Annotated in this window: 19 protein-coding genes and 1 pseudogene; 11 read left to right on the top strand and 9 right to left on the bottom strand. The window is 65.5% G+C overall.

Going from position 1 to position 22,685, the window contains the following annotated elements; genetic code table 11:
- Positions 1-10 precede the first annotated feature (10 nt).
- On the top strand, positions 11-1,219 hold the full coding sequence (gene bamC / locus WS46_RS22590) for an outer membrane protein assembly factor BamC (RefSeq protein ID WP_059691819.1): 1,209 nt from the start codon (positions 11-13) through the stop codon (positions 1,217-1,219).
- A 682-nt stretch (positions 1,220-1,901) separates the two neighbouring features.
- Here bamC and WS46_RS22585 read toward each other — a convergent pair.
- The 3 genes from WS46_RS22585 to WS46_RS22575 all read right to left on the bottom strand — a co-directional run bounded on the left by WS46_RS22585 (position 1,902) and on the right by WS46_RS22575 (position 3,513).
- Entirely contained in the window at positions 1,902-2,159 is a 258-nt protein-coding gene (locus tag WS46_RS22585) for a hypothetical protein (protein WP_059533081.1), read from the bottom strand.
- A gap of 136 nt (positions 2,160-2,295) precedes the next feature.
- The gene (locus tag WS46_RS22580) at positions 2,296-2,574 is read right to left on the bottom strand and encodes a hypothetical protein (protein WP_059533079.1); all 279 of its coding nucleotides are present in this window, start codon (positions 2,572-2,574) and stop codon (positions 2,296-2,298) included.
- A gap of 222 nt (positions 2,575-2,796) precedes the next feature.
- Positions 2,797-3,513, bottom strand: coding sequence for a YdcF family protein (locus WS46_RS22575; RefSeq protein ID WP_059691818.1), 717 nt, complete (start codon positions 3,511-3,513; stop codon positions 2,797-2,799).
- A gap of 157 nt (positions 3,514-3,670) precedes the next feature.
- On the opposite strand from WS46_RS22575, the gene WS46_RS22570 reads away from it, so the two are divergent.
- Positions 3,671-3,988 (top strand): hypothetical protein, encoded by a 318-nt coding sequence (locus WS46_RS22570; RefSeq protein WP_059510817.1) that lies wholly within the window; start codon positions 3,671-3,673, stop codon positions 3,986-3,988.
- 180 nt (positions 3,989-4,168) lie between these two features.
- Here the strand turns inward: WS46_RS22570 and WS46_RS36555 are convergent, their stop codons facing one another.
- Positions 4,169-4,420, bottom strand: a complete 252-nt coding sequence (locus WS46_RS36555; RefSeq protein ID WP_059533075.1) for a hypothetical protein — start codon at positions 4,418-4,420, stop codon at positions 4,169-4,171.
- Positions 4,421-4,621: 201 nt separating this feature from the next.
- Positions 4,622-5,017: pseudogene (locus WS46_RS22560) on the bottom strand (transposase); the annotation flags it as partial.
- 430 nt (positions 5,018-5,447) lie between these two features.
- Between WS46_RS22560 and WS46_RS22555 the strand changes: the two are divergent.
- From WS46_RS22555 to truB, 9 genes are all read left to right on the top strand, one after another.
- A complete protein-coding gene (locus WS46_RS22555; RefSeq protein ID WP_059691817.1) occupies positions 5,448-6,350 on the top strand; it encodes a LysR family transcriptional regulator in 903 nt (300 codons plus the stop codon).
- 64 nt (positions 6,351-6,414) lie between these two features.
- Positions 6,415-7,617, top strand: coding sequence for a pyridoxal phosphate-dependent aminotransferase (locus tag WS46_RS22550; RefSeq protein WP_059691816.1), 1,203 nt, complete (start codon positions 6,415-6,417; stop codon positions 7,615-7,617).
- Positions 7,618-7,889: 272 nt separating this feature from the next.
- Positions 7,890-8,912, top strand: a complete 1,023-nt coding sequence (scpB, locus tag WS46_RS22545) for an SMC-Scp complex subunit ScpB (protein ID WP_059691815.1) — start codon at positions 7,890-7,892, stop codon at positions 8,910-8,912.
- A 60-nt stretch (positions 8,913-8,972) separates the two neighbouring features.
- Positions 8,973-10,676, top strand: coding sequence for a 23S rRNA pseudouridine(2605) synthase RluB (rluB, locus tag WS46_RS22540; protein WP_059691814.1), 1,704 nt, complete (start codon positions 8,973-8,975; stop codon positions 10,674-10,676).
- 418 nt (positions 10,677-11,094) lie between these two features.
- The gene (rimP, locus tag WS46_RS22535; protein ID WP_014897219.1) at positions 11,095-11,553 is read left to right on the top strand and encodes a ribosome maturation factor RimP; all 459 of its coding nucleotides are present in this window, start codon (positions 11,095-11,097) and stop codon (positions 11,551-11,553) included.
- Positions 11,553-13,028: a transcription termination factor NusA gene (gene nusA, locus WS46_RS22530; protein WP_059533060.1), complete on the top strand. Its 1,476-nt coding sequence runs from the start codon at positions 11,553-11,555 to the stop codon at positions 13,026-13,028. Before rimP ends, nusA begins: the two co-directional genes overlap by 1 nt.
- A 91-nt stretch (positions 13,029-13,119) precedes the next feature.
- Positions 13,120-16,041, top strand: coding sequence for a translation initiation factor IF-2 (infB, locus tag WS46_RS22525; RefSeq protein WP_059533057.1), 2,922 nt, complete (start codon positions 13,120-13,122; stop codon positions 16,039-16,041).
- A gap of 190 nt (positions 16,042-16,231) precedes the next feature.
- A complete protein-coding gene (gene rbfA, locus WS46_RS22520; RefSeq protein WP_373557200.1) occupies positions 16,232-16,552 on the top strand; it encodes a 30S ribosome-binding factor RbfA in 321 nt (106 codons plus the stop codon).
- A gap of 13 nt (positions 16,553-16,565) precedes the next feature.
- Entirely contained in the window at positions 16,566-17,498 is a 933-nt protein-coding gene (truB, locus tag WS46_RS22515; RefSeq protein WP_059691813.1) for a tRNA pseudouridine(55) synthase TruB, read from the top strand.
- A 90-nt stretch (positions 17,499-17,588) separates the two neighbouring features.
- On the opposite strand, the gene WS46_RS22510 is transcribed toward truB, so the two are convergent.
- The 4 genes from WS46_RS22510 to WS46_RS22495 form a co-directional block, all read right to left on the bottom strand.
- Entirely contained in the window at positions 17,589-19,148 is a 1,560-nt protein-coding gene (locus WS46_RS22510; protein ID WP_057924316.1) for a DHA2 family efflux MFS transporter permease subunit, read from the bottom strand.
- A gap of 27 nt (positions 19,149-19,175) precedes the next feature.
- Positions 19,176-20,393 carry an efflux RND transporter periplasmic adaptor subunit gene (locus WS46_RS22505; protein ID WP_059691812.1) on the bottom strand — a complete coding sequence of 406 codons (1,218 nt, stop codon included), beginning with the start codon at positions 20,391-20,393 and terminating at the stop codon, positions 19,176-19,178.
- Between the two features lie 52 nt (positions 20,394-20,445).
- Positions 20,446-21,942, bottom strand: a complete 1,497-nt coding sequence (locus WS46_RS22500; protein WP_059691811.1) for an efflux transporter outer membrane subunit — start codon at positions 21,940-21,942, stop codon at positions 20,446-20,448.
- Positions 21,943-22,029: 87 nt separating this feature from the next.
- Positions 22,030-22,521 carry a MarR family winged helix-turn-helix transcriptional regulator gene (locus tag WS46_RS22495; protein ID WP_059691810.1) on the bottom strand — a complete coding sequence of 164 codons (492 nt, stop codon included), beginning with the start codon at positions 22,519-22,521 and terminating at the stop codon, positions 22,030-22,032.
- Between the last annotated feature and the right edge of the window lie 164 nt (positions 22,522-22,685).

Below are 22,685 nucleotides of genomic sequence, written 5' to 3'. Positions count from 1 at the left end.
TTCCCCGAACATGACTGATCTTCGTCTTACCATGCGGTTCGCTGCAGTGCTCGCCACCGGCGCGCTCGTTGCCGGTTGCGGTACGTCGTCGCCCACGAAAGTGGACTACAAGAGCGATTCCAAATCGAAGGAAGCGTCGCTCGCAGTGCCGCCCAACATGCTCGACGAGACGGCCGATCAGCGTTCGCTGCCGCCACAGGGCGGTGCGACTTCCCTGTCTGCACTTCAGCAGGTCCAGCACGCGGCGCCCACGACGGACACCGTCGCGCCCGCCGTGGCCGGCATGCATATTCAGCGCGACGGCACCGAGAGCTGGCTCGTGATCGACGGCAAGAAGCCCGCCGACATCTGGCCGCAAGTTCGCCGTTTCTGGCAGGAGCAGGGCTTCCTGCTCGTCGTCGACCAGCGCGATAAAGGCGTGATGGAAACCGACTGGAACGAAACCCATCCGCAGATCAACGACGGCCTGATCCGCAGCGTGATCTCCAAGGCGATGGGCAATTCGTACGTGACGGCCGAGCGCAACAAGTACCGCACCCGCCTCGATTCGGCGCCGAACGGCGGCACCTACGTGTTCATTAGCCAGAAGGGCATGCGCGAGGCGATCACCGGCGCGAACAACGATTCGAGCAAGTGGGAAGCGAAACCCAACGATCCGGCGCTCGAGACCGAATACCTGAAGCGGCTGATGGCGGTGCTCGCACAGAACGAGCAGCGCGCGAAGAACGGTGAGCCGCCGATCGCGAACATCAACGACAACACGGTGCCGAAGGACAAGAAGGCAGATACCGACGCATCGAAGGCCGCCGCCGCGGCGATCGCTGCGCAGAACGTCGCGCGTACGTCGTCGCAAGCGAACGACGTCGATTCGGCCGCGGTGCCGTCCGAAGTCACGCTCGGCGAACCGTACGACCGGTCGTGGCTGCATGTCGGCCTCGCACTCGATCGCGCGAACTTCACGGTCGACGATCGCGATCGCACGAAGGGGCTGTATTTCGTGCGTTATGTCGATCCGAAGGATCTGAGCTCGGCCGAGCAGGGCTTCTGGAGCCAGCTGTTCCACGGCAAGAAGGAAAAACAAGCGAAGCAGTATCGCGTCAACGTGAAGGCGCTGACGCCCGACCAGACGCGTGTGGCAATCGTCGACGACTCGGGTGCGATCGATACGTCGGGGCCGGCCCGGCAGATCATGGGGCTGCTCGTGAATCAGCTGCGCTGATCGCGGTACGCTCCCGCTCTTCGAAAAAGCCCGCCTTCCGGCGGGCTTTTTTCATGGTCGCGCGCGACTGCCAATTCTGGCGTGTGCGGGACGTTCGCGCCCCTCCGTCGTGACGTTACGTAACATTCGCGCGTTACGGCGAAGGAACGGGTGTTACATCACCGTGACCTCGGAAAATATCCTTATGGATCAATGGCATGCTTTCGAAAGTGCGCCTGGCACGCAAACTGCTTTATAAGTGCGAATCGTTAGGACAGGGAGGATGGCGTCAGAGACCGGGCAGGCGTCGCGAGCGCCCGATCAACGGTTTCGACGTCTCAGATGCCGGCGCTGCGAGTGTTGGCGTAACCGATGACGATCCGCGCCTCGCGCGGATCTCGATGGCCCCGTCGCCTATCCTCGTAGGGCGACGGTTTCGCCCGCGCTTCTTCTGAAGCGCGGGCAATTTTTTTGGTGGAGCCGCAATGCGACACGTGGCGATCCGGCGCGTGCTGGATTCGCTGATTCGCAATCTTTTCTGAATTGGGGCTGGCGCGATTCGCCGAGCGCCGGGACGGCCGGGTGGCTTTGGCTGTGCATGCGCATGCCGCGCACTGAGTTGATCGGTCCGGAATCCGCGTGCTGTCGAAGCCCGCATGAGCAGGCTGGTGCGGCCGGACACATTGCCGGCCGCCGCGGCGCGTCAGTGCGACGCGCTGGGTACGTCGAGAATCAGGATGATCGTCCAGTCGGCGTCGCCGTCGTGGTGATACTGACGTTCGGCGACGATAAACGGTTGCTGCTTGCCTTGCGGACCGAGGAAAATTACGTCGCCCTCCATCGGCAGGCACTCGATCGGCGGCAGCGCGAGGAAGGCGTCGTCCGAGCCGCGCGGCATCAGTTGCTTGATCTTGCGAGTGGCTGCGTCGGTCCACTCGATGTCGAGTTGAATGTTGCTCATGCTGTCCTCCGCACCGGGGTGCGCACGGGTGGAAAATTTCGGTGCGCGACTTTAGCACAGCGCGCAGGCGCCGCAACCAAAAAAGCCGAACCCGGTTGCCCGGATTCGGCTTTTCGCTTGTGCGGTGCCGCCGAACTTACTGGCTGGCAGCGTCTGCCGGAGCGGCCTTGGCGGCCTTCTTGCCAGCCTTCTTCGCTGCCTTGTGGTGAGCAGCCTTCTTGCCGTGGTGCTCTTCCTGCACCGCCGGCTGTGCAGCCTCGGCTGCTTGCTGCTGTTGCAGTGCCTGTGCGCGCTGCTCGATCTCGGCGATCTTGGCCGGGTCGGTGATGGTCTGGATTTGCGTGCTCTCTTGCGCATACGCTGCGCCAGTCAGCGCCGACATCGCGACCAGAATAGCCAGGGACGTCTTCTTCATTGCTTTACCTCCGCTAAGTGGTGATGAACCCGAATGTTGCCGTTTTGTCTGGCGACTGCAATCGAGTGCGTGTCGAGTGTAACAAAAGTGACGGATCAATGTGCACCGGATCGGCGTGCAGCGCAAGGCCCCGTTGAAGTCGCGCAACACTTCGTGCATTCCGTCATGCGCATGCCATCCCGAGCGGCGCAGTCGTTTGCGCGTTCGCTGCACGCGTCGCCGTCAAAACCAGCCGAGCCATCGGTAGACGTGGAACTGCGCGATACCGATCAGCTCGTGCAATGCCTGATTCGCATCTTCCAGGTTGTGCCAGCGGGGCAGCCAGCCCGTTTGCGCGCGCCGGCGATTGGAATAAACGGGCTGCGGATCGATGCCGAAGTGGCGGAAATCGAGCAATGCGCGACGCATCTGGTAGGACGATGCAACGAGAATGCGCGAGTCGTCATGTTGTGAGCGTAGTATAGAAGCGGTGAATTTCGCATTTTCGTAGGTGGTACGGCTGTCCGGCTCCAGAACGAGGTCGCCGGGAGCGACGCCTTCCGCGATCAGGCGGCGCCCGTAGACCGCCGCCTCGGTTTCGCCGTGATGTTGAGGGTCGCCGCCCGACATCACCACGGTGCAGCGGGTGGCCTGCTCGCGGCACGTGCGATAGAGCGCCGCGGTCGTGCGGATGCGTGCTTCGCCGTCGGGCGGCGGCCGCAGGCCGGTGTCGCTGCGCCGTGTGCCAATGCCGATGATGATCAGTGTGGTGCGGCCGTGCATGTCGGGGCGCTCGACCGGCGTCACGCCCGCCTCGGTCCATGCGATGAGTGGCGCGGTGAGCCAGCCTGTCGCGAGCAGCCAGAGCAGCGCGACGCTGGCGATCGCGATGAGTCTCCGCCGCTTGCGGAAGAGCATGAAACCGATGAAGAGAAGTACAAATGAATCGAACAGAATCAATTTGATTGGGGTATGGTGTCTTTTTATGGACGGCTGACGATCCGGCCCTGACGCGATGCCGAACGTCGGCCCCCAGAATCGGTGGCGGTATCGGCGGGTGGAGCTCCCGCCCGGCGCGCCGCTTCGCATTGTCGCTGCACTTTAAGAAAGAATCGAGATGGCCACGTATTCCAACGAAGCGGTGCTCGACGCATTGAGACGAGTGCAGTACCGCCAGGTACCGTGGGCGCGCCGCCCGGGCGTGTTCGAGTATCTTCGGTCGCTGGGGCTGATGGACACGGTCAGGCAGAAGACGGTTGCCCCCGCGCCCGGTTTCCATGCGCCGGTCGACATCGCGGTGCTGACCGATAGTGGTCGGGCCGAATGCGCGCGCCTCGAGCGCGACGAGAAATTACTTTCCTGGACCGATCGCCGTATGGACGACTACGCGTTAAGCGAAGCGAGCGCCGTGGCGATTCTCGAAAGCCGCCTGTAGCGGCGCACTCCTGACCTCGCGCCGTCGCCGGCGGCATTCAAAAAAAAGCCCGTATCGCGAGGATACGGGCGTACCGGATACTTTTGCTGTTGCCACGCTGTGCTCATGGCAACGGATGTGACTCGTCGTATGTCGAGCAGTTCCCGGATTCGGGAATTTTCTTTGACGAAATCCTGTGGACTACGGATGACGCGGCAGATCTGTCGGCTGCGAGCCGATGCGCGCGCGTGCGTTGCTGGCGATGTCGCCGCGCAAATCGCCGCGCGGCACGGTCTGTCGATTGAGCGACGTGGCGGGCGGTTGCTGGCGAAGGGTGTTTCGGTGATCCTGCTGGCGGTGAGGCGGCTTCGCGCGATCGTCGGCGTGAGCGGGGGCGGTCAGCGCCAGCGAAATGACAATGCCGCATGCGACGAGCAGTGACATTGTTTTCATGGCGGGGCTCCCTTCAAGCCATCGGCGCGGCTTGTTGATATGACGCTAAGGTAAGCGCGGGAGTGCAGGCTTGCTGTAAATAATAGTAAATAGATGTATCGCGGCACGACAGCGGTAATCGACGACGACGTGGGCGCCGCGCAAAGCGCGTGGCGCCGAAAGAAACCGGGCGGCCGAAGCCGCCCGATCGAGCATGCGTTACGCCATCTTCACGGGGGCGCGCCAGGATTCCGGATTGGTCCAGAAGGCGCCGCGCAACCGGTCGCGGCTCGGCGGTGCAGGCGGCTTCGCCGCGCTTGCCCCGATGCGCCCGCGCAGCGAGATCTGGCGGCCGCTCGTGCCGAGGCGCTTGACGATTTCGGCGAGCGTCCCGTCCGCCTGCCATTCGTCGAAGCGACGGCGGCAGGTCGGCGGCGACGGATAGCGACCCGGCAGCTTCGACCAGCCTTCACCGGTCGACAGTACCCACAGCACGGCGTTTACCACCGAGCGGGCCTCCACGCGGGGGCGGCCGCGCCGTTCACTGCGTGCGGGTTCCGAGCAAAACAGACCTTCGACCAGCGCCCACTCGTTATCTCTCAAATCGTCGAACAGCATCATGTCCTCACCTCAGCGAAGCTAACTCCGGTGCGCTGCCCTGCGCCGCGCACTCTTCAAGCACTCGAGTGTCGAGTGCCGGGTGGGGGCGTCCGGTTGACCGGCAGCGGCGTTTCTGCCTTCCGTCCGACTCGACCTGCGCCCTGTGCGTCAGGTAAAGCACGATGCGTGCCATGTCGGAGGCGATTCCCTCGAGAGCCGCTTGGCAGCGGGCTAACGGCTAAGTCAGCTAGGGGCGTATAAGACGCCAAAATAACCCGTCAGCAAATCAGGACAATCACCAATCTTGTGCAATTCGCCCGCGCCACGTGCGTTTCCGTGGATATTGCACCGCAGCGAAACATGTGCGGCCGGTGCGGCATTCGCCAATCGACGCTGATTTCGTGCATTAAAATCGTGCATCGATATCGACGATTGATGAGGTGAGGGGATGAACGTTACGCTGCGCCAGCTTCGCGTATTCATCGAGGTTGCGCGGCTCCGGAGCTTCAGTCGCGCGGGTGACGAGATCGGACTCACGCAGTCCGCGGTCAGCCGTTGCGTGCGCGAACTCGAGGCCGAGCTCGGGCTGAAGCTGATCGACCGGACGACCCGCGACGTGCAGTTGACCGACGTCGGGGGGAACCTGATCGCGAGTGTGTCCCGCCTGATCGACGATCTCGACGACACGCTGCGCGAGATTCGCGAGATCGGCGAGCAGCGGCGGGGGCGCGTGATCGTCGCCGCGAGCCCGACGATTGCGTGCCGGCTGATGCCGCGCGTCGTCGCGGCCTGCGAGCGCCAGTTTCCGTTCGTCACGCTCGGCCTGCGCGACGACGTGCAGAGCGACGTGCTGCGAAAGGTGAAGTCGAGCGAGGTCGATTTCGGCGTCGTCATCGGGCCGCTCACCGTTGCCGATCTCGTGTGCGAACCGTTGATGACCGACTCGTTCTGCCTGGTCGCGCGCGCCGATCATCCGCTCGCGGCGCGGGCCGAGGTGCCCTGGACGGCGCTCGACGGCGAGCGCCTCGTCCTGCTCGATCACGCGTCCGGAAGCCGGCCATTGATCGACGCCGCGCTGGCAGCCCATCGGGTGAACGCGACGGTCATGCAGGAGCTCGGGCATTCGGCGACGGTATTCGGGCTCGTCGAGGCCGGTGTCGGCGTGAGCGTGCAGCCGTGGCTGTCGCTGCCGCTGCCGGCGGGATCGTCGCTGGTCGCGCGGCCGCTGACGCCGCGTACCGAGCGCACCGTCGAGCTGGTGCGCCGCCGCGACCGGTCGCTGTCGCCGGCCGCGCAGGCGATCTGGGAACTCGTGCGCCAGATGCCGGCGCGGGCGGAAGACCTCGATTGAGGGTGCTGATCCGGCGCGCACGCCGGTACACTACGCGGATCGTGTTCCTCGGTGGCGGTTCTCGATGACGTATTCCGCAGATGTCGGCCCGGCGACGGGCGAGCCGACGGCACGCAGCGCGGTCCGCGCGCTGCGTCCTTCGCTGATCAGGGAAGTCGCGAACGCCGGCTTCGGCGTGCCCGACGTGCTGCCATTCTGGTTCGGCGAATCCGATCGCGTGACGCCGGCATTCATTCGGGACGCGGCTGCCGCGGCGCTCCGGGACGGAGCAACCTTCTACACGCACAACCTCGGCACGGTATCGTTGCGCAACGCGATTGCGGCCTATGTGAGCGCGCGTCACGGCGCGACCGCGGCCGACGCGATCGCCGTGACGAGTTCGGGTGTGAGCGCGCTGATGCTGGCCGCGCAGCTGCTGGTCAGTCCGGGCGATCGTGTCGTCGCGGTCACGCCGCTCTGGCCGAACCTCGTTGAAATCCCGAAGATTCTCGGTGCACAGGTCGAGTGCATGCCGCTCCGCCATGGCGATGAGGGCTGGGGGCTCGACATCGACCGGCTACTCGCGGCGCTGACGCCCGGCACGCGAATGCTGTTCGTGAACTCGCCGAACAATCCGACCGGCTGGACGATGTCCCGCGACGACCAGCGGGCCGTCCTCGCGCATTGCCGGCGTCACGGCATCTGGGTGGTTTCCGACGAGGTGTACGAACGGCTCGCGTTCGGCGCGGACGGCGCGCCGTCGTTTCTCGACATCGCGTCGCGCGACGAGCGGGTCATCGTCGTGAATTCGTTCTCGAAGGCCTGGGCGATGACGGGCTGGCGGCTCGGATGGCTGGTCGCGCCGGCGTCGATCATGGGCGATTTGTCGAAGCTGGTCGAATACAACACGTCGTGTGCGCCGGGTTTCATCCAGGCCGCGGGGGAAGTCGCGCTGCGCGACGGCGAATCGTTCGTGCAGTCGTTCGTTGCGGCGCTGCGTGGCGCGCGCGACCACCTGGTCGCCGCGCTGCGCACGTTGCCGGGCGTCGATGTGCCGCCTCCGCCGGGCGCGATGTACCTGTTCCTGCGCCTGCCGGGCGCGGACGACAGTCTCGCGTTCTGCAAGTCGCTGGTGCGCGAGGCCGGGCTTGGGCTGGCGCCGGGGCGCGCGTTCGGCCCGGAAGGGGAAGGGTTCGTGCGCTGGTGCTACGCGTGCGATCCGGTGCGGCTCGACGCGGGCGTCGAGCGCTTGCGGGCGTTCCTCGCGCGCGGCGCGGGCCTGCGTTGAAGCGGGGGCGGAGCTGCTGCGGCGTGCGGGCGACGGGCCGTTCGGCTCATCTTTACGCACCGGGCAATTTTGCGTAAGATGGCGCTCAGTCACGCGGTTCCGTCGTTGAGCCGTGCTGTTCCGTCCGGTTTGGGCCTGGCTTGAAGTTGGTTCGCCGCCCCCGGTTCGTGCTCCCATCAATATGACCGATCAGAATCGGGCGAGCGCGTCTTCCGTTCCTTTCGTCTGTTTGTTGATCCGGTTCGTTTGACCACAGGGTCTGGCCTAGCTGCATGAATACCCAAGAGGCGAAGATCGTCCTCGAGACTGCCTTGATCTGCGCGCAAGAACCGCTGAAACTCGGCGATTTGCGCAAGCTCTTTGCCGACGGCGTGTCGGCTGACACGGTCCGCACGTTGCTCGAAGATCTGAAACAGGATTGGTCCGGTCGCGGTGTCGAACTGGTGGCGCTGGCAACCGGATGGCGCTTTCAGAGCAAGCCGGCGATGCGCCATTATCTGGACCGGCTGCATCCCGAGAAACCGCCGAAATATTCGCGCGCGGTGCTCGAAACGCTCGCGATCATCGCGTATCGGCAACCCGTCACGCGCGGCGACATCGAAGAGATTCGCGGCGTCACGGTCAATACGCAGGTGGTCAAGCAGCTCGAGGATCGCGGCTGGATCGAGGTGATCGGGCATCGCGACGTGCCGGGACGTCCGGCGCTGTACGCGACGACCAAGCAGTTCCTCGACGATCTCGGCCTGAAGGCGCTCGACGACCTGCCGGCGCTCGAGGAGCCGGCCGCGAACATCGAGGCCGCGCTGCTCGCGCAGCAGGCGATGGACTTCGATGGCGACGCGCCGGTAGCGGACGCGGTGCCGGAAGCCGGCGAAGCGGCGGCCGACGTGTCGCACATGCAGCCGGATGAATTGCCGGGCGACGCCGCAGCGGAAGGTGCGGCGACGCAGGAAATGCCGAACCGCGATACGCTGGAAGCTGATCGCGTTCAGATGGAACAGGGCGGCGCCGAAGTAGCGCCGGCCGGCGAGCAGCCCGAGTCGCTGCGCGCGGAAGGGAACGAGGAAGATCGCAAACCGGCCGCCGACGCGGTTGCCGGAGACGGAGCGGAAGCGGCCGGCGACATGCCGGGCGAGCCTGGCCACGCTGACGCCTCACGCTCCCGTCCCGCGGACGGCGAACTGCTGGACGATACGTCCGACAGCCTCGCCGATGCCGTACGCAGTGCCAGCGCGCCCATCGGCGCCGACGCACTGCCGGACGACGAAGCAGAACCCGAACAGCGCCGCGCCTGATCGCGGCCGACTTCTTGCCGCGCCCGAGCCGGGCGCGAGACCTGACATTTTGAGGTTGTTTTGACTGATATCCACGATATTGAATCGTCCGCGCCTGCCGTGCAGGCCGCGCGTGCCGACGATGCGCCGGAGCAGGATGCTCAGGCCGCGGGTGGTGACGAGCGTCCCCGCCGCGGCCTGCGGCGCGGCCCGCGCAGCCTGATCGCGCGCCGCCGTGCGGCGGCCAAGTCGAAGGGCGAAGGCGAGTCGCAGGGCGGCGAAGGCGCGGATGCGCAGCCGGCCGCGGAAGCTCAGCCCGCACGCGCGCCGCGCAAGGAAGGCGCGGCCAAGGGCGGCCGCAAGCCGGCCGGCAAGCGCGAAGGTGCGGCCAAGGGTGCCCAGGGCGGGCAAGGCGGCCAGGCGCGGCGCGGCGGGTCGGCGAAGGCCGAGGGCGGCGCAGCGAAGGCCGACGGCGACGCGGCGTCGCAGGACGACCTGTTCGCCTATGTGACGTCGCCGGCGTTCGATGCGGACAATTCGGCCGGCGGCAGCGGCGTACGTGCGCCGATGCTGCGTCGCGGCCGCAACCAGCCGACGAACAAGCGCGTGCTGTCGCCGGACGACGACGCGCCGAAGCTCCACAAGGTGCTCGCGGAAGCCGGCATGGGCTCGCGCCGTGAAATGGAAGAGCTGATCGTCGCCGGCCGCGTGTCGGTGAACGGTGAGCCCGCGCACATCGGCCAGCGCATCATGCCGACCGACCAGGTCCGCATCAACGGCAAGCCGGTCAAGCGCAAGCTGCCGAACAAGCCGCCGCGCGTGCTGCTGTACCACAAGCCGACGGGCGAGATCGTCAGCCACGCCGACCCGGAGGGTCGTCCGTCGGTGTTCGATCGCCTGCCGCCGATGAAGACGGCGAAATGGCTCGCGGTGGGTCGTCTCGACTTCAACACCGAAGGCCTGCTGATGCTCACGACGTCGGGCGATCTCGCAAACCGTTTCATGCATCCGCGCTACAGCGTCGAGCGCGAGTATGCGGTGCGCGTCGTCGGCGAACTGTCCGAAGGGATGCGGCAGAAGCTGCTGCACGGCGTCGAACTCGATGACGGCCCGGCGAACTTCCTGCGCATCCGCGACGGCGGCGGCGAGGGCACGAACCATTGGTATCACGTCGCGCTGGCCGAAGGCCGCAACCGCGAAGTGCGCCGGATGTTCGAGGCGGCCGGCCTGATGGTGAGTCGCCTGATCCGTACGCGTCACGGTCCGATTCCGCTGCCGCGCGGCCTGAAGCGCGGTCGTTGGGAGGAGCTCGACGAAGCGCAGGTGCGCAAGCTGATGGCGACCGTCGGCCTGAAGGCGCCGTCCGAGGAAAAGGGCAAGCGTGGTGGTGGCGGGCAGGCCGAGCGCCGCCAGCCGGATCCGATGCAGACGTCGATGGGCTTCATTGGCCGCGAGCCGGTGCTGACGACGCATGGTCAGCTCGATCAGCCGCGTCGCGGTGGCGGTCGACGTGGCGCCCCGGGCTTGCCTGGCCTGAGCGGCTACGGCAGCCTGCCGGTTTCGCCGTCGGGCTACGGCAACCGCTCGGGCGGCGGTCGCGATGTCGATGGCAATCGTGCGTCGTATGGCGCCGGCCCCAAGCGTGAAGGCGCGGGCGGCAAGCGCGGCGGCGGCAAGGGCGGCAACCGCAATCCGAACGGCAATCGCGCCGAAGGCGCCGGCAACGGTGGCGGTGGTGCGCGCGGCGGCCAGCGTCCGCAGCGTAATCGCTCGCGCGGTCGCTGAGCGTTTCCGGCGGTCGGCGGCGTGAAGCCGCCGGTGTGCCCGCAATACTGGCGCGAGTCGGGTTGCATCGGCATCTCGCGTTGCGCGGTTTGCTTTTGACTGTATATATACGCGCTGCGCGGATTGTGCCGCCTGGTCGGACAGTCCGGTTTCGCATTTTTGGTCGGTAAAGGCGGGCTGGACGCTGCTTTTACCGCCTGGCTTGGCGTTTGCGCCAAAAATCGCTATAATCGCGGAGTCGCTGGGCGTACGGATTCAATGTGCGGCTCAGGTGCGACCACCAGTAAGAAGATGGGCGTTCCGCCCATTTTTTTTTGCTGAAACGGTTAGGCATCTCGGGTAGCGCTTCCTGCGCCGGCTAAGGCGCGCGCCCGCGGGTGAATCGCGAGCGGCGGGCGCGAACACCTGAGAGGACACTGTGCAACTGACGGAACTGATAGAAACCACGGTCACCGGGCTCGGCTACGAGCTGGTGGATCTCGAGCGCACCGGGCGCGGCATGCTTTGCATCTATATCGATCAGCCTGCCGGCATCTCGCTCGAAGATTGCGAAAAGGTCACGCGTCAGCTCCAGCACGTCTTGACGGTCGAAAACATCGATTACGAACGGCTCGAAGTCTCGTCACCGGGGCTCGACCGCCCGTTGAAGAAGCTGGCCGACTTCGAGCGCTTCGCCGGTAGCGAAGTTTCCGTGACCTTGAAAAAGCCGCTGGACGGGCGCAAGACGTACCGGGGCATTCTGCACGCGCCGAATGGCGAAACGATCGGTTTGGAATTTGAGAGGAAGAAGGGCGAGGCAGCCATGCTGGATTTCACGCTGGCCGATATCGACAAAGCCCGCCTGATTCCGCAAGTTGACTTTAGGAGCCGCAAATAATGAGTCGCGAAGTGTTGATGCTGGTGGATGCGCTGGCGCGCGAGAAAAACGTCGACAAGGATGTGGTGCTGGGCGCCCTCGAGGCTGCGCTCGCGTCCGCTTCCAAGAAGCTGTTCGACGAAGGCGCCGAAATCCGCGTCCATATCGATCGCGAAAGCGGCGAGCACGAAACCTTCCGTCGCTGGCTCGTCGTGCCCGACGAGGCAGGCTTGCAGGAGCCGGATCGCGAGATCCTGCTGTTCGAAGCGCGTGAGCAGAACCCCGACGTCGAAGTCGGCGAATTCATCGAGGAGCCGGTGCCGTCGATCGAGTTCGGCCGTATCGGCGCGCAAGCCGCCAAGCAGGTGATTCTGCAGAAGGTGCGCGATGCCGAGCGCGAGCAGATCCTGAACGATTATCTCGAGCGCGGCGAAAAGATCATGACGGGCACGGTGAAGCGCCTCGACAAGGGCAACTTCATCGTCGAATCGGGTCGTGTCGAAGCGCTGCTGCGTCGCGACCAGCTGATCCCGAAGGAAAACCTGCGCGTGGGTGACCGCGTGCGTGCATACATCGCGAAGGTCGACCGCACCGCGCGCGGCCCGCAGATCGAACTCTCGCGCACGGCGCCCGAGTTCCTGATGAAGTTGTTCGAGATGGAAGTGCCGGAAATCGAGCAGGGCCTGCTCGAGATCAAGGCAGCCGCTCGCGATCCGGGCGTGCGCGCGAAGATCGGCGTGATCGCCTACGACAAGCGGATCGATCCGATCGGCACCTGCGTCGGCATCCGCGGTTCGCGCGTGCAGGCCGTGCGCAACGAGCTCGGTGGCGAAAACATCGACATCGTGCTATGGTCCGAGGATCCCGCCCAGTTCGTGATCGGCGCGCTCGCGCCGGCAGCCGTCCAGTCGATCGTCGTCGATGAAGAAAAGCACTCGATGGACGTCGTCGTCGACGAAAACGAGCTGGCTGTCGCGATCGGCCGCAGCGGTCAGAACGTTCGCCTTGCCGGCGAGCTGACCGGCTGGCAGATCAACATCATGACGCCGGACGAGTCCGCCCTGAAGCAGGGTGAAGAGCGCGATCGACTGCGTTCGCTGTTCATGGCGCGTCTCGACGTCGACGAAGAAGTTGCCGACATCCTGATCGACGAAGGCTTCACGAGCCTCGAAGAGATCGCTTACGTGCCGCTCAACGAAATGCTCGAAATCGAGGCATTCGACGAGGACACCGTGCACGAGCTGCGCAACCGCGCACGCGACGCACTGTTGACGATGGCGATCGCGAACGAAGAAAAGGTCGAAAACGCAGCGCTGGATTTGAAGGGCCTCGACGGCGTCACGCCGGAGTTGCTCGCGAAGCTGGCCGAACACGGCATGCAGACGCGCGACGATCTCGCCGAGCTGGCTGTGGATGAACTGGTCGACATGACCGGGATGGAAGAGGATGCCGCTAAGGCGTTGATCATGAAAGCACGTGAACACTGGTTCCAGTGAGAAATGACCATGGCGCACTGATTTGATGGCGGCCGTATGGCCTGACCCGATGCTAACCGCAAGGAATCGGTCCTTGCACTAAGAGGAATGAATGGCGAGTAACAACGTAGCCCAATTTGCCGCGGAACTGAAAATGCCTGCTGGTGTGCTGCTCGAACAGCTGCAGGCAGCGGGCGTCCAGAAAGCGAGTGAAGACGATGCGCTGTCCGAGGCGGACAAGGCGCGTCTGCTCGATCATTTGCGCAAGTCGCACGGCGCAACCGACGGCGACAAGCGCAAGATCACGCTGACCCGCAAGCATACGTCGGAGATCAAGCAGTCTGACGCGACGGGCAAGGCTCGCACCATTCAGGTCGAGGTCCGCAAGAAGCGTACGTTCGTCAAGCGCGACGACGTGGCCGAGGGTGCGGAACAGGGTCAGGCGCAGGTTGCCGAAGCGGATGACGATGCGGATCTGAAGCGTCGCGAGGAAGAAGCGCGCCGCGAGGCGGAGCTGCTCGAAAAGCAGGCGCAGGAACTGCGCGAGCGCCAGGAACGCCTCGAGCGCGAGGAAGCCGAGCGCCGTGCCCGCGAGGAAGCGGCCGAAGCCGAGCGCCGTCGTGCCGAGGAAGAAGCAGCGACGAAGCGCGCCGCGGCCGAAGCCGCAGCGGCACAGCAGGCTGCTGCCCAGCAGGCCGCCGAAGCCCAGCAGGAAGCAGCCGGTGCGCAGTCCGCGCAGGACGAAGCGCGCGCGGCCGCCGAACGTGCGGCCCAGCGTGAAGCGGCGAAGAAGGCCGAGGACGCTGCCCGCGAGGCGGCCGACAAGGCGCGGGCCGAGCAGGAAGAGATCAGCAAGCGTCGTGCGGCGGCAGAAGCCGAGGCACGCGCGATCCGCGAAATGATGAACACGCCGCGCAAGGCCGTGGTCAAGGCAGTCGAGCCGCCGAAGCCGGTGGAACCGCCGAAGCCGGCCGAAGCGAAGGGCACGCTGCACAAGCCGGCCAAGCCGGCAGGCGCAGGCGCGCAGGCACGCCCGGCCGTGAAGAAGCCGGCCGGCGCAGCGCCGGCGACGACGCAGGCACCGGCAGGCGCGGGCGACCGCAACAAGAAGCCGGGTGGCGGCAAGGGCGGCTGGCAGGACGACGCGGCCAAGCGCCGCGGCATCAAGACGCGCGGCGATTCGAGCGGCGGCGTCGACCGCGGTTGGCGCGGCGGCCCGAAGGGGCGCGGCCGTCACCAGGACAGCGCATCGACGTTCCAGGCGCCGACCGAGCCGATCGTGCGTGAAGTGCACGTGCCGGAAACCATCTCGGTTGCCGATCTCGCGCACAAGATGTCGATCAAGGCCTCCGAAGTCATCAAGGTGATGATGAAGATGGGCCAGATGGTCACGATCAACCAGGTGCTGGACCAGGAAACGGCGATGATCGTCGTCGAGGAACTGGGCCACCGTGCGGTCGCCGCGAAGCTGGACGATCCGGAAGCACTGCTGGTCGAAGGCGAGACCGGTACCGATGCGGAGCAACTGCCGCGTCCGCCGGTCGTCACCGTGATGGGTCACGTCGACCACGGCAAGACCTCGCTGCTCGACCACATCCGCCGCGCGAAGGTTGCAGCGGGCGAAGCGGGCGGCATTACGCAGCACATCGGCGCATACCACGTCGAAACGCCGCGCGGTGTCATCACGTTCCTCGATACGCCGGGTCACGAGGCGTTCACGGCAATGCGTGCACGCGGCGCGAAGGCGACCGATATCGTCGTGCTGGTGGTGGCTGCGGACGACGGCGTGATGCCGCAGACGAAGGAAGCCATCGCTCACGCGAAGGCGGGTGGCGTGCCGATCGTCGTGGCGATCAACAAGATCGACAAGCCGGAAGCGAACCCTGACCGCGTCAAGCAGGAACTGGTCGCGGAAGGCGTCGTGCCGGAAGAATACGGTGGCGATTCGCCGTTCGTGCCGGTGTCGGCGAAGACGGGTGCCGGTATCGACGACCTGCTCGAGAACGTGCTGCTTCAGGCCGAAGTGCTGGAACTGAAGGCACCGGTCGAGGCGCCGGCCAAGGGCATCGTGATCGAAGCGAAGCTGGACAAGGGCAAGGGCCCGGTCGCGACGATCCTGGTGCAGTCCGGTACGCTGAACCGCGGCGACATCGTGCTGGCAGGCACGGCTTATGGCCGCGTGCGTGCGATGCTCGACGAGAACGGCAAGCCGACGAAGGAAGCCGGCCCGTCGATCCCGGTCGAAATCCAGGGTCTGTCGGAAGTGCCGGGTGCGGGCGAGGAAGTGATCGTGCTGCCGGACGAGCGCAAGGCACGCGAAATCGCGCTGTTCCGTCAGGGCAAGTTCCGCGACGTCAAGCTGGCGAAGCAGCAGGCCGCGAAGCTGGAAAGCATGCTCGAGCAGATGGGCGAAGGCGAAGTGCAGAACCTGCCGCTCATCATCAAGGCGGACGTGCAGGGGTCGCAGGAAGCACTCGTGCAGTCGCTGCTCAAGCTGTCGACCGACGAAGTGCGCGTGCAGATCGTGCACAGCGCGGTGGGCGGCATCAGCGAAAACGACGTCAACCTCGCGACGGCATCGAAGGCGGTCATCATCGGCTTCAACACGCGTGCGGATGCACAGGCGCGCAAGCTGGCCGAAGCGAACGGTATCGACATTCGCTACTACAACATCATCTACGACGCAGTGGATGAGGTGAAGGCCGCGATGTCGGGCATGCTGGCGCCGGAGAAGCGCGAAGTCGTGACGGGCATGGTCGAGGTGCGCCAGGTGTTCAAGGTGCCGAAGGTCGGTACGGTTGCCGGCTGTATGGTCACCGACGGTATCGTCAAGCGCTCGTCGTCGGTTCGCGTGCTGCGCAACAACGTCGTGATCTTCACGGGCGAACTCGAATCGCTGAAGCGCTTCAAGGACGACGTGAAGGAAGTCAAGCAAGGCTTCGAGTGCGGTATGTCGGTGAAGAACTTCAACGACATCATCGAAGGCGACCAGTTCGAAGTCTTCGAAGTGACCGAAGTCGCACGTACGCTGTAATCGTCGCGTATCGGCTCGTGGGCGGGGCAGGCTTGGGCCTGTCCCGCCCATTTTCATGGTGGCGTGCCAGCGGCGCGCCGCTTTATCCTGATAAACGGATCACGGATCGATCATGTCCAGGAAACGTACTTCCCCCAATCGCAACGTTCAGATTGCAGACCAGATTCAACGCGATCTGTCCGAACTCATCATGCGCGAGGTCAAGGACCCGCGCATCGGCATCGTGACCATCCAGAGCGTGGAGCTCACGCCGGATTATGCGCACGCGAAGGTCTATTTCACGGCGCTCACCGGCGATCCGGACAAGACGCAGGAAGCGTTGAATCACGCATCGGGTCACCTGCACAACCTGCTGTTCAAGCGCCTGCACATTCATACGGTGCCGACGCTGCATTTCCATTACGACCAGACGATCGAAAAGGCGGTGGAAATGTCGCGTCTGATCAAGGAAGCCAACTCGACGCGCGCGAAGGACGACGACGAAGCCGACGCGCCCGCGAAGGACGAGTGAGCGCGCGCGCACCATGACGACTGCAGCTCCTCAGCGTCCACGCGTGCCGCGGCGCGCGCTGGACGGCGTCCTCCTGCTGGACAAGCCGGTCGGCCTGTCGAGTAACGACGCCCTGATTCGCGCGAAGCGCCTGCTTCTCGCGAAGAAAGCCGGCCATACCGGCACGCTCGATCCGCTGGCCTCGGGGCTGTTGCCGCTGTGCTTCGGCGAGGCGACGAAGTTCTCGCAGGACTTGCTGGAAGCGGACAAGACCTACGAAGCGACGATGCGTCTCGGCGTGCGCACGACCACCGGCGATGCCGAAGGCGACGTGCTCGACACGCGCGTCGTCGAATGCGACCGGACGGCAGTGGAGGCAGCGCTCGCGCGCTTTACCGGCGAGATCGTGCAGGTGCCGCCGATGTATTCGGCGCTCAAGCGCGACGGCAAGCCGCTGTATGAATATGCGCGCGCGGGCCAGACCGTCGAACGGGAAGGCCGCAACGTGACGATCCATGCGCTCGATCTGCTGGCCTGCGACCTGCCGGACGTGACGTTTCGCGTGACTTGCAGCAAGGGGACGTATGTGCGCACGCTGGCGGAGGATATCGGCGAAGCGCTCGGTTGCGGCGCGCATCTGACGATGCTGCGTCGCACGGGCGTCGGCGCGCTGACGCTCGAACATGCGGTGACGCTCGACGCGCTGTCCGACGCCGCCGAAGCGGCGCGCGATGCGTGGCTTCAGCCGGTCGACGCGCTGCTGTCGACGTTTCCGCTGGTGCGTCTCGACGAAGCCTGCGCGAAGCGGTTCCTGCACGGCCAGCGTCTGCCGCTGTCGGCGCTCGATTCGATCGACGCGGCGGAGGGCGAGCGTGTGCGCGTGTACGACGCGGCACGGCTGCTCGGCGTGGCTCGCAAGGCCAACGGCGTGCTGGCACCTGAACGCCTCGTCGTGACGGCAGCGTGATGCACGGCGCGCAAGCGCCGTCGGCATGAAAGAAAGCCCGGTCGAAATCGACCGGGCTTTTTGTTTGGCGTGTGCGTTCGAGCGCGGTGCTCAGTGTGCAGCCGACGCCGCCGCACCCGCATCGCCACCGCCCGCGCGTTCGGGCTTCGTGATCCAGATCAGTCCGATCAGCAGCACGAAGATCGCCGCGGAGATGTAGAACAGGTCGTTCACGCCGAGTTGCGCGGCCTGCTGCGTGGCCATGTTGTTGATGAGACCGTGCGCCTGGTCCTGCGTCAGCCCGAGGTTGCCCATCTGCGTGACGGCCTGGTTGAACGTCGGATTGTACGGGTTGGTCTGCTCGACCAGTTGCGCGTGGTGGAAATTGTTCCGGTGGTCCCACGCGGTCTGGAAGATCGACGTGCCGATGCCGCCGCACATGATCCGCACGAAGTTCGACAGGCCCGATGCCGCGGGGATGCGGTGGCCGGGCAGGCCGGACAGCGTGATCGACACGAGCGGGATGAAGAAGCCGGCCATCGCGATGCCTTGCACGAGCGTCGGCAGCGTCAGCGACCACTCGTCGACGCCGGTCGTGTAGCGCGAGCGCATCCAGAAGCACAGCGCGAACGTCAGGAATGCGGCGGTCGCGATGTAGCGTGGGTCCGTGCGCGGCAGGAACTTGCCGGTCAGCGGCGACAGCAGGATCGCGAACAGCCCGACGGGCGCCATCACGAGACCTGCATCGGTTGCCGTGTAGCCGATCTGCGTCTGCAGCCACAGCGGCAGCAGCACGAGGTTGCCGAAGTAGAGCCCGTAGCCGACCGCGAGGGCGATCGTGCCGCCCGTGAAGTTGCGCATCCGGAACAGCGACAAGTCGACGACCGGATGTTCGGCGGTCAGCTCCCAGATCACGAAGAACGCGAACGAAATGACCGCGATCAGCGCGAGCGCGATGATCGTCGTCGACGCGAACCAGTCGAGATCCTTGCCCTTGTCGAGCATGATCTGCAGCGAGCCGACCCACAAGACGAGCAGCGCGAGGCCGACGCCGTCGATCGGCGCGCGACGCACCGTGGATTCGCGCGTGCGATAGATCGACCAGGTGGCCAGCGCGGCGGCGATGCCGACCGGGATGTTCACGTAGAAGATCCACGGCCACGAATAGTTATCCGAAATCCAGCCGCCGAGGATCGGGCCCGCGACCGGTGCGATCAGCGTCGTCATCGACCACAGCGCGAGCGCCATCGGCGCTTTCGCGCGAGGATAGCTCGACAGCAGCAGCGATTGCGACAGCGGAATCATCGGCCCGGCGACCGCGCCCTGGAGCACGCGCGATGCGAGCAGGAACGGCAGGCTCGGCGCCAGCCCGCACATCCACGACGAGATGACGAACAGGATGATCGACGCGAGGAACAGACGAACCTGCCCGAAGCGATCGGTCAGCCAGCCGGTCAGCGGCACGGAGATCGCGTTCGCGACGGCGAACGACGTGATGACCCACGTACCCTGGTCGGACGATACGCCGAGGTCGCCCGAGATGGTCGGGATCGCGACGTTCGCGATGGACGTGTCGAGCACGTTCATGAACACCGCGAGCGACACCGCGATCGTTCCGAGCACGAGTTGCCCGCCCTGCAGGGGCGGGTGGGAGACAGGAGCCTGTGCCATGTCGGTAGTTTTCCGGAAGCGGAGCCGTTACATCATCTTTGCGGTGCCGGTCGACTTCGCCGCGGCCGGTGCCGGCGCGTTGCCGCCGGCATTCTCGGCGATGATGCGCGCGATCTCGGCGTCGGCTTCGTCGCCGTACTTCGCGAACACGCTGGTCTCGTAGACGGTGTTCTTTGCGTTGACCAGCTGGTCGCCGCGCTCGTCCTTGATATCGACGTCGACCTGCATCGACAGGCCGATGCGCAGCGGGTGCTTCTCCAGGTCCTTCGGATCGATCTCGATACGCACCGGCAGGCGCTGCACGACCTTGATCCAGTTGCCCGTCGCATTCTGCGCCGGCAGCAGCGAGAACGCCGAACCCGTGCCGGCCGAGAAGCCGACGACCTTGCCGTGGTAGACGGCCGACGAGCCGTAGATGTCGGCGGTCAATTCGACCGGCTGGCCGATGCGCATGTGCTTGAGCTGAACTTCCTTGAAGTTGGCGTCGACCCACACAGCGTTCAGCGGCACGACCGACATCAGCGGGTTGCCCGGCGACACGCGCTGGCCGACCTGCACCGAGCGCTTCGCGACATACCCGGTGACCGGCGCGGGCAGCACGTTGCGCGCGTTCGCGAGATACGCGTCGCGAACTTTCGCTGCCGCGGCCATCACGTTCGGGTGCGACGCGATCGTCGTGTTCGCGGTCAGTGCGCGGTTCGAGGCGAGCTGCTGCTGCGCCGCGTCGACCGACGCCTGCGCGGCGCGCACCGCGTCGCGTGCGTGGGAGATTTCCTCCTGCGATACGGCGCCCGTTTGCGCGACGGCCATCCGGCGGCGCAGGTCGTCCTGCGCCTTCGACAGGTCGGACTGACGCAGCGCGACCTGCGCGCGGTACTGGTCGTCGTTGACGAACAGGCCGCGCACCTGGCGTACCGTCTGCGCGAGGTTGGCCTCGGCCTGCTGCAGCGCGACCTGCGAGTCGGCCGGGTCGAGCACGACCAGCGGATCGCCGGCCTTGACCGTCTGCGTGTCGTCGGCCTTCACGGCGATCACGGTACCCGTGACCTGCGGCGTGATCTGCACGACGTTGCCGTTCACGTACGCGTCGTCGGTCTCTTCATGGAAGCGCGCGACCAGGAAGTAGTACAGACCGTACGCGATGGCCGCGATCACGATGACCGCGATCAGCAGCGTCATCATCCGTTTGCGCTTCCCGTTGTTTTGCGCCTGTGCGCTGGCGGCGTTTTGTTGAGGGTCGCTCATGGCGATTTTCTCCGTCCGTTATTTCGAATGTCTGCGTAGTTGTGGCGCCGGATCAGTTGGCGGCCTGTTTTGTCTGCTTGTCGGCGTCGGGCGCGGCGAGCCGCGTGCCGGTCGCGTCGAACCCACCGCCGAGCGCCTTGATCAGCGCGAGCTGCATGTCGCGCCGGCGCATCTTCAGGTTCGTCACCGTCTGTTCGGACGCGAGGCGGTTGCTGTCGGCGGTCAGCACCTGGAGCTGTGGCGACAGGCCGGCCTTGTAGCGGATCACGGCAAGGTCGTATGCACGCGTCGACGCGTCGAGCGCACGCTGCGCGTCGTCCATCTGGCGATCGACCGCGCGGATCGACGCGACCTGCGTCGCGACGTCGTTCAGCGCGCTGATGAGCGTCTGGTTGTAGTTCGCGACCGACAGGTCGAAGTCTGCATAGCGGCCCTTGAGCTGCGCGCGCAACGCACCGGCATCGAAGATCGGCAGGTGGATGGCGGGGCCGAACTGCGCCTGGCGGCTCGCGAAATTCAGGAATTTGCCCCAGCCGAACGCATCGAAGCCGAAGCCGGCAGCGAGGTTGACGTCGGGGAAGAATTCCGCCTTCGCTTCCTTCACGTCGTGCATCGCGGCCTCGACCTGCCAGCGCGCGGCGACGATGTCGGGACGGCGCGACACGAGGTCGGCCGGCAGGTTGCCGGGCAGCGCGACTTCGCCGGTCGGGTTCATCACGGGCGCGGCGATCTGCAGCCCACGGTCCGGCCCCTTGCCGAGCAACGCGGCGAGTTGGTAGCGCACGGTCGTGATCTGGCCGTCGAGGTCGGACAGCGACGCCTGGGTCGTCGCGATGTTGCCCCGTGCGGTCTGGCGCTCCACGTTGGTGTCGAGGCCGGCCGATACGCGGCCGTCGGTGATCTTGCCGACCGTCTGACGGTTGGTGATCTCGCGTTGCGCGATGTCGCGCAGCGCATACAGTTGCGCAAGCGAGTTGTAGGTGCGGGCGACCGACGACGCGAGCGTGATGCGCGCCTGCTGCATGTCGGCTTCGGCGGCTTTTTCCTGCGACACGGCCGTATGCAGGCGCTCGCGGTTCTTGCCCCACAGGTCGAGATCCCACGACGCGCTCGCGAGCGCGTTGTTCTCGCTATACCACTGGCCGCCGTACGGAGGCGGGAACAGCGCGTTCGACGAATACAGCTCGCGCGTCCACGAATAGCTGGCTTCGGCCTTCGGCATCAGGTTCGAGCGCGACGATTCGATGTACGACGACGCCTTCGCGATGCGCGCCTGTGCCTGCGCGATCGACGGGCTGCCCTGGAGCGCCTCGTCGATCAGCTTCGGCAGCTGCGGATCGCCGAACTGGTTCGCCCAGTCGAGTGCCGGCCACTGGCCGCCCTGGGCGGGCAGGCTCTGGGCGGTTTCGAATTGCGACGCGGGAGCGATCTGCTTGTCGCTCTTGATGCCGATGTAGTTTGCGCAGCCCGCCAGTGCCAGCGCGGCGACCGCGGCGGCAACGGCGGCGCGGCACGACCCGGCGCGCACGGACAACGGGGAGGATTTCATCGCGCTGTTCCCTGACTCGGAATGAATGATGGACACTGCAAGGATTTCCTTACATTAATCTGTCGAAAGTAATTGTTATGGCAACTATTACGTGACGCTACCGCCGGCGGTCTCGCAATAGTTGCTGAGAATGCGGCGCAGCATGCTCTTCAGGAATCCGACTTCTTCAGGCGTAAAACCGTCCAGCAATTGGTCCAGCACGCTGCGGAACACCGGCGGCAACCGTTCCGCCAGCGCGCGGCCTTCGTCGGTCAGCTCGAGACGCACGACCCGCCGATCCTCGATGCTGCGCACACGGGACAGCAGGCCACGCTTCTCGACGCGATCGAGCAGGCGCGTGACCGCGCTCGCGTCGATCCCGTATTCCCGGGCGAGCTCCGCGGCCGTCGAGCATTTGCCGACCGCGATCATGAACAGCATGCTCGCCTGCGTGCCCGTGATGCCGAGCTCTTCCTGCGTGCGCTGCGTGACGAGGTTGGTCATCACCGATTTCACGCGCGACATCAGATAACCGACGCTGTCGTTCATCTGGTACGAGGACAACGGCGAAACAGGCGATTGGGAAGGAGAATCCGACATAAAACCCTGAAGCTGCAATAGTTGACTAGGCAGCAGTATAGGCACAATTGCTTGCCGCGGCAAATGTTAATCGAACGGGCGAGGGCGCGCTCCGCGTCCTGAAATTCCCGTGTCGGCGTCAGGGTTTTCGGCTTGCCGTCGGCGGTGTCGGCCGGTCGATCTGC

The sequence above is a fragment of the Burkholderia sp. RF4-BP95 genome (assembly GCF_001521985.1).
In the GTDB taxonomy this organism is placed as follows: Bacteria; Pseudomonadota; Gammaproteobacteria; order Burkholderiales; family Burkholderiaceae; genus Burkholderia; species Burkholderia diffusa.
Note: the sequence above shows the minus strand (reverse complement) of the source record. Positions and strands in the feature narration are given on the sequence as shown.

Coding starts and splice junctions, on each gene's coding strand:
- bamC (WP_059691819.1), top strand. CDS start 11: ATGACTGATCTTCGTCTTACCATGCGGTTCGCTGCAGTGCTCGCCACC.
- WS46_RS22585 (WP_059533081.1), bottom strand. CDS start 2,159: ATGAGCAACATTCAACTCGACATCGAGTGGACCGACGCAGCCACTCGC.
- WS46_RS22580 (WP_059533079.1), bottom strand. CDS start 2,574: ATGAAGAAGACGTCCCTGGCTATTCTGGTCGCGATGTCGGCGCTGACT.
- WS46_RS22570 (WP_059510817.1), top strand. CDS start 3,671: ATGGCCACGTATTCCAACGAAGCGGTGCTCGACGCATTGAGACGAGTG.
- WS46_RS36555 (WP_059533075.1), bottom strand. CDS start 4,420: ATGAAAACAATGTCACTGCTCGTCGCATGCGGCATTGTCATTTCGCTG.
- WS46_RS22555 (WP_059691817.1), top strand. CDS start 5,448: ATGAACGTTACGCTGCGCCAGCTTCGCGTATTCATCGAGGTTGCGCGG.
- WS46_RS22550 (WP_059691816.1), top strand. CDS start 6,415: ATGACGTATTCCGCAGATGTCGGCCCGGCGACGGGCGAGCCGACGGCA.
- scpB (WP_059691815.1), top strand. CDS start 7,890: ATGAATACCCAAGAGGCGAAGATCGTCCTCGAGACTGCCTTGATCTGC.
- nusA (WP_059533060.1), top strand. CDS start 11,553: ATGAGTCGCGAAGTGTTGATGCTGGTGGATGCGCTGGCGCGCGAGAAA.
- infB (WP_059533057.1), top strand. CDS start 13,120: ATGGCGAGTAACAACGTAGCCCAATTTGCCGCGGAACTGAAAATGCCT.
- rbfA (WP_373557200.1), top strand. CDS start 16,232: ATGCGCGAGGTCAAGGACCCGCGCATCGGCATCGTGACCATCCAGAGC.
- truB (WP_059691813.1), top strand. CDS start 16,566: ATGACGACTGCAGCTCCTCAGCGTCCACGCGTGCCGCGGCGCGCGCTG.
- WS46_RS22510 (WP_057924316.1), bottom strand. CDS start 19,148: ATGGCACAGGCTCCTGTCTCCCACCCGCCCCTGCAGGGCGGGCAACTC.
- WS46_RS22505 (WP_059691812.1), bottom strand. CDS start 20,393: ATGAGCGACCCTCAACAAAACGCCGCCAGCGCACAGGCGCAAAACAAC.
- WS46_RS22500 (WP_059691811.1), bottom strand. CDS start 21,942: ATGAAATCCTCCCCGTTGTCCGTGCGCGCCGGGTCGTGCCGCGCCGCC.
- WS46_RS22495 (WP_059691810.1), bottom strand. CDS start 22,521: ATGTCGGATTCTCCTTCCCAATCGCCTGTTTCGCCGTTGTCCTCGTAC.